General features: G+C 34.5%; 10 protein-coding genes. 4 read left to right on the top strand and 6 right to left on the bottom strand.

What is annotated here, in order from left to right; translation table 11 throughout:
- From ACPYKA_RS18465 to ACPYKA_RS18450, 4 genes are read right to left on the bottom strand one after another with little or no spacing between them, the layout of a single operon-like run.
- Positions 1 to 141: a hypothetical protein gene (locus ACPYKA_RS18465; RefSeq protein ID WP_479543671.1), complete on the bottom strand. Its 141-nt coding sequence runs from the start codon at positions 139 to 141 to the stop codon at positions 1 to 3.
- Positions 142 to 157: 16 nt separating this feature from the next.
- Entirely contained in the window at positions 158 to 367 is a 210-nt protein-coding gene (locus ACPYKA_RS18460) for a hypothetical protein (protein ID WP_479543670.1), read from the bottom strand.
- A 52-nt stretch (positions 368 to 419) separates the two neighbouring features.
- On the bottom strand, positions 420 to 689 hold the full coding sequence (locus tag ACPYKA_RS18455; protein ID WP_479543669.1) for a hypothetical protein: 270 nt from the start codon (positions 687 to 689) through the stop codon (positions 420 to 422).
- Positions 686 to 1411 carry a phage antirepressor KilAC domain-containing protein gene (locus ACPYKA_RS18450; protein WP_479543668.1) on the bottom strand — a complete coding sequence of 242 codons (726 nt, stop codon included), beginning with the start codon at positions 1409 to 1411 and terminating at the stop codon, positions 686 to 688. The genes ACPYKA_RS18455 and ACPYKA_RS18450 overlap by 4 nt, the downstream gene beginning before the upstream one ends.
- A gap of 59 nt (positions 1412 to 1470) precedes the next feature.
- On the opposite strand from ACPYKA_RS18450, the gene ACPYKA_RS18445 reads away from it, so the two are divergent.
- Entirely contained in the window at positions 1471 to 1932 is a 462-nt protein-coding gene (locus tag ACPYKA_RS18445; protein ID WP_479543667.1) for a hypothetical protein, read from the top strand.
- Positions 1933 to 2054: 122 nt separating this feature from the next.
- On the opposite strand, the gene ACPYKA_RS18440 is transcribed toward ACPYKA_RS18445, so the two are convergent.
- Positions 2055 to 2237: a helix-turn-helix domain-containing protein gene (locus ACPYKA_RS18440; protein ID WP_479543666.1), complete on the bottom strand. Its 183-nt coding sequence runs from the start codon at positions 2235 to 2237 to the stop codon at positions 2055 to 2057.
- A 373-nt stretch (positions 2238 to 2610) separates the two neighbouring features.
- Here ACPYKA_RS18440 and ACPYKA_RS18435 point away from each other — a divergent pair, with 373 nt between their 5' ends.
- The 3 genes from ACPYKA_RS18435 (at position 2611) to ACPYKA_RS18425 (ending at position 4730) form a co-directional block, all read left to right on the top strand.
- A complete protein-coding gene (locus tag ACPYKA_RS18435; RefSeq protein ID WP_479543665.1) occupies positions 2611 to 3033 on the top strand; it encodes a helix-turn-helix domain-containing protein in 423 nt (140 codons plus the stop codon).
- Between the two features lie 12 nt (positions 3034 to 3045).
- Positions 3046 to 3462: an ImmA/IrrE family metallo-endopeptidase gene (locus tag ACPYKA_RS18430; protein ID WP_479543664.1), complete on the top strand. Its 417-nt coding sequence runs from the start codon at positions 3046 to 3048 to the stop codon at positions 3460 to 3462.
- 86 nt (positions 3463 to 3548) lie between these two features.
- The gene (locus ACPYKA_RS18425) at positions 3549 to 4730 is read left to right on the top strand and encodes a tyrosine-type recombinase/integrase (RefSeq protein ID WP_479543663.1); all 1182 of its coding nucleotides are present in this window, start codon (positions 3549 to 3551) and stop codon (positions 4728 to 4730) included.
- 290 nt (positions 4731 to 5020) lie between these two features.
- Here the strand turns inward: ACPYKA_RS18425 and ACPYKA_RS18420 are convergent.
- Positions 5021 to 5274: YolD-like family protein (locus tag ACPYKA_RS18420; RefSeq protein ID WP_479543662.1), on the bottom strand; the 254-nt coding region annotated here is incomplete at its 5' end.

The following is a 5274-nucleotide window of genomic DNA, read 5'->3' as shown; positions in this document are numbered from 1 at the left end:
TCACTCCCACTCCCTTTCCGCATATTTAATCATTTGCCCAACTGTGACGATTTCGCGTAAATCTGTGGAGTATTCAACAGTTGATAATTTGGCGTGCAGATCACCGTCTGCTACATAATCGAGTAGTTCGTTGCTAATCATTTTTTACTCACACCTCCTAAAATTTCCTTGCATTAGAAACTTCACGATATAGTTCCATAACTTCTGGATTGTTTTTTTCGTAAACTGCCATGGCAAACAAGGGAATGTTATACGATTGTTCTAGATCATTCATTAGACTAACGAGCCGTTTGGTTCTGAGCGGTTCGTCGTTATTTTTGATTTCTTTAAAACGATTACGATAGGATTGAAGTTCTTTGTGTGTCATTTTGATTTCTCCTCTCCCAAATTCTTAACGCCTACCCACGCGTTTTATTTTATTACCATTCATCAACAATGCTTGCTATAGCTTCAATGGTTGGCTTATACAGCCACCAACGTTTACGGTTTCTTCTGCGTTCGTATAACTTCACTCTCGGATCACATAGTATTTCATCCTCTAAATATCGGATGGACATGCATGTTATTTCCGAAAGCATATTTATGTCAGCCAATAACTGTTGGTGGTGCACTTGACTCTGAATTTGCTTTTCAATGTATTCCCGAACAGCTTTTTCATCGATTTGAACTTGTATATTCGCGGGAATCAAGAGACTTCATCCCTTTCAATTAGCGGGAGTATTCCTTCTCGTTTTAGAAGATCATAAATAAATAATCTTCCTTTTTGAGTCCACTTTGTCATAACCCTTGATTTATCAGCATCAATAACATGTGTATGGGTTTGCGTATATCCCTTGTCTTGATATTTCGCATATAGTAGCCATATATCACCTTGCTTGAATTGAACCCCTAGTTCATGGAGAATTCTGTTTAGTTTAATTGCACTCATTCCATAATCTTTAGCTATTTTTGAAACGGACAATAGCGATTTGTTTTGTAGAACCATATCGTAATAAGAGGCCTTAGGTTGTAATTCATTATTTTGTTGAATCAAGACAAGATTTTCCGTTTCTAACTTTTCAACTTTTTGTTGAAGGAAATCATGGGCTCGTTTTATAACCATTTCTGGACTATTCCACTTCTCTTCTAATTCAAGAAAATATAATCTCGCTTGTTTTCCTTTTTCGTTCCTTTGCAACATGGATATTTCTTTTGCCATCGGAATTTTAATGTGGTGATCTTGTTTCGGTCTACCACCAGAGCTTTCTTCCAAAATTGGAATAAAGTCCGTGCCTTCTACAAAACCGTATTCAGACATCCTCTTGAACCAAGTTGTATAATTTGTATCAATCTCTAAAAACTCATGAAGATCTCGTCCAGTAACTATAATATTTCCTTCACTGCTCTCTTGGGTCGGAATTAATTGATTCATTAAGATCCCTCCTACTTTGTTTATTTTTTGATATAATAAATGAAAAGAGGTGTTCTAAATTGGTTGACTTCATAAAAAGTAATTTAAATGTTTTCGTTAGTTTAATTTCCATATTCATTTCATTCGCACTTGGTCGTTGGTCTAAAACTTCTGACTTTAAAAAAGAAATATTGAAAGATCGTTACTACAATTTTTACATTCCGTTTTTCACCGCTTTGCTTCGGTCTAGATATCCGGTACGTTCATATAGCCAAATTGTCCCTGTCGATAATTTTGAAATACTTAACCTGATTTCTAATAACCTTCAGTACCTTGATGTTGAATCAGCTGAACTATTTAAAGACATTTACTTTTACCAACTACGTTTAGTTGAATTCTCGACTGGTAAATATCCAGAAAACGAAAAATATTTTCAACTCATCGATGAAGTTTTTGATAAGTTCTATTTACTCACTAAGAAAGAATCCACAGGTATAGCAAAAAAACTGGGATTAAAACAAGTAACGAAACAGCTCTTATGATGAAACGATGGCGTGTGTAATCTGTTTTAATCCAAATGCCGATAACAATAAATGCCCACGCCATCGTTACGATCTCTTTAAACTCTCCCGTACTTTTAATAATTTCAATCATTATTTCAACCTCAAATCCCTAATATTTTGCAAATGCGTTTAGCATGCTCTTGTGCTTTTGGACCTGTTCTTTTTCCACTTAAAATATCTGAAAGATATGGTCCGGATATTCCTAGCAATTTTGCTAGCTCTCCATGTTTCATTTTTCTCTTGTAAAGTTCATTTCTAACTTTGATGCTCAAATCGTCCGACATTATCTGCTCTCCTTTCTCATTTTATTAGCGTTGCTACCGCTGTTTAAGCTATTAATCCGAAAAGATATACCGTCATTGGCTCGGTATCACAGCGCACATTAGAACAAAAGCTAATTTTTTAGCTAAAAGCATTGACAATAATTAAACTTTAGTATAGAATACAGACATAGCTAAATAAGACTTTAAAAAGCCTGTAACTTCACATTTTATCTGCTCCCCAGCGTAAAAATGTTTTTAGATAGGTCGTATTTTTTATTGTCTTTTTTCGCTAATCAAATAGCTTACCTAGAGTATATTAAACTTTAGTATAGATGTCAACATAATTCTATAAAAAAGTTTATTTTATGTAAGGTGAGTATCTAGGATGGTTGATATGACGACATTTGATATAGTAAAAAAATTATGCGATGAACAAAAAATTTCGGTTGTGGAATTAGAGGAAAAGCTCGGTTTTGGAAGAAATTCACTTTATTCTTGGAAGAAAAAAACTCCAAACGGATCTAGTTTAAAAAAAGTAGCCGACTATTTTGACGTATCCACCGATTATCTTCTTGGTCGTACTGATAAGAGAAGATACTATGATTTAACAGAAAAAGACGAAAAAGAAGTAGAAGAAGAATTACAACGCATTCTTAATAATGCAGAAAGTAATTTTGGTTTTGCTGCATTTGATGGGAAAACTCCCAGCGAAACAGATAAAGAAGACTACGAAATGTATGTATCTGCGATGAGAGATGCTATAAGATTACACAAGAGATTAGCTAAGAAGAAATTCACCCCTAAGAAATACAGGTAAGGGAATGATTCCGTGACAATAAAAAAGAGGGTCAATCAGTTATTTAAAAAGTATGGTACAACAGATCCATTTGAGATAGCTAAAATAAAGGGAATACCGATTATTTACAGACCTTTAGGTAGATCATATGGATTTTTCACTAATTACTATAGAACTTTTACAATTCAAGTGAATGAAGATATACCTTATAAAAAGCAACTTTATACCATTATGCATGAACTCGGTCATATTACATTACACCCAGAGATAAATTCCGCTTTTTTGAAAGCCAATACATACTACATGACTGATAGATATGAAACGGAGGCTCATGAATTTGCCATAGAGATGTTCTACAATCAGGAAGAATTGAAAAATGTCACCATTCAAGAAGCTACTGAAGAATACGGTGTTCCCGAACAGCTTCTTATTAAAAAATTTTACACTTAAAAAGAACAAACGTTTCACTTTAAGGAGGTGATGTCTAAATTTATTCCCGATTATACGCCTACCCACGTATGAAGGGATGAATAATATTGAAATTAGAAAAATCAAAGATTGATGAAGAGGTCTATTACTACTTTTTGAAAAGCGGTGAAAAACGCTGGATGTATCGCCACAAATACAAAGATACTTCAGGAAAGAGAAGGGAGAAGAAAAAGAGTTCGTTTGAAACAGAAAAGGCTGCATATAGAGCATTATTAAAAGTTAAAGCCGATCTATTAGATGGTAATCATACAAAAGTAGAAAATGACCAAATTACAGTATCTCAATGGCTCGATATATGGTATGAGACTTATAGCGTTGATTGGGAAGTTTCTACCAAGAAGCAAAGAAGACTCACAATAGATGACATAATCAACCCGCGCATCGGTGAGCTAAAACTTTTAACGTTAGACAGATCAACCTATAAAAGATTATTTATTAATGATTTACTTAAAACATTTAAACCCAGCACAGTCAATCAGTACCACACAAGATTTATGGCCGCCGTAAACGCAGCTGTTGAAGATGATATTTTAACACGCAACAAGTTTGGTAAGATGAAAGTTGAGGATAATGAACAATCAACGAATTTCTTAACGCCAAAAGAGCTAAATACCTTTCTGTGGTTATCAAAGAAACAAAAAAACATAACTAGTCACACCATGATTGTGTTACTAGCTTACACAGGTTTACGTCAAGGTGAAGCTCTAGGTTTGAAGTGGAAAAATATAGATTTTAAACAAAAAACGGTAACTGTAGAAGCCACCAGAGATAATTATGGGCTAAGATCCCCGAAGACAAAAAATAGTTACCGAACAATTGGTATCGATGATTTAGTTATCAAGCAACTTAAATTATATCAAAAGTGGTGTTTAGAAAGAAAGTTTACTAATGGTGAAAAACTAGACAAAGAAAATGATTTTGTTTTCATCTCGAAGAATGACGCTAAACCTTGTAGCTACATGGTATTACATAATGCCATCAAAAACATTTACAAGGCTTGTGGAGAAAAAGATATTAAACTTAACAAGATCACACCTCATGGGTTAAGACACACTCATGCCACGACTTTAATCAATAACGGCATTCCAGCTAGGACAGTCGCGGAACGTTTAGGTAATACTGTGAAAGTGGTTAATTCATTATACTCTCATTCATTTAAAGAGATAGAAGACAAAGCTGTTAGTGTTTTCTCGGATATCATATCTGGGGCTAATACTGGGGCTAACTAACTTAGGTTAGCCCCAACCCTTGTGGTATCAATTGTATTCTTCCCCATATATAATTATGGGTAAGAAAACAAATGATTTTGCAAACAACGTAAAGAAACTATTGAAACCTTGCCATAATAACACTACTAGGATATTACGAGAAAACAAAGAACGCAAGATAATGCAGGTTAATGAATCGATTTGGGGCTACTTTTGGGGCTAAATTGGGGCTAAAAATTTTAATGTGGGTAGGCTTATAAAACAACTGACGAATATAAATTAGACCGCCACAATTGGCGGTCTTTTCTAATCTATCCCCTATACTCCGCATCCACAATAATGCCAGCATCTATTTTAAGCTGATCTAGTTCCCCTACAGCATCAAATGCTATTTTCCTTGTGTTTGTATTCATCCCTCTTACAATTCCTGTGTATTTTTCGCGTTGCTTGTTTCGATATACAGTAAGTGTAATTTCTTGCTCATAGTTGTATGATTCCTCTAGCACTTCGCTAATTTCCAGATATTTAGCTTCTGAAATCTGTGGTCTTCCATTACTATTCTTTT

It is taken from the genome of Pseudogracilibacillus amylolyticus (SeqCode), assembly GCF_051918545.1.
GTDB lineage: Bacteria > Bacillota > Bacilli > Bacillales > Amphibacillaceae > Pseudogracilibacillus.
This window is presented reverse-complemented; position numbering and strand designations above follow the sequence as displayed.

Bases quoted from the DNA above. Each gene is read 5' to 3' on its own strand.
- ACPYKA_RS18435 (WP_479543665.1), top strand. From the start codon at position 2,611: ATGACGACATTTGATATAGTAAAAAAATTATGCGATGAACAAAAAATT.
- ACPYKA_RS18450 (WP_479543668.1), bottom strand. From the start codon at position 1,411: ATGAATCAATTAATTCCGACCCAAGAGAGCAGTGAAGGAAATATTATA.
- ACPYKA_RS18460 (WP_479543670.1), bottom strand. From the start codon at position 367: ATGACACACAAAGAACTTCAATCCTATCGTAATCGTTTTAAAGAAATC.
- ACPYKA_RS18440 (WP_479543666.1), bottom strand. From the start codon at position 2,237: ATGTCGGACGATTTGAGCATCAAAGTTAGAAATGAACTTTACAAGAGA.
- ACPYKA_RS18465 (WP_479543671.1), bottom strand. From the start codon at position 141: ATGATTAGCAACGAACTACTCGATTATGTAGCAGACGGTGATCTGCAC.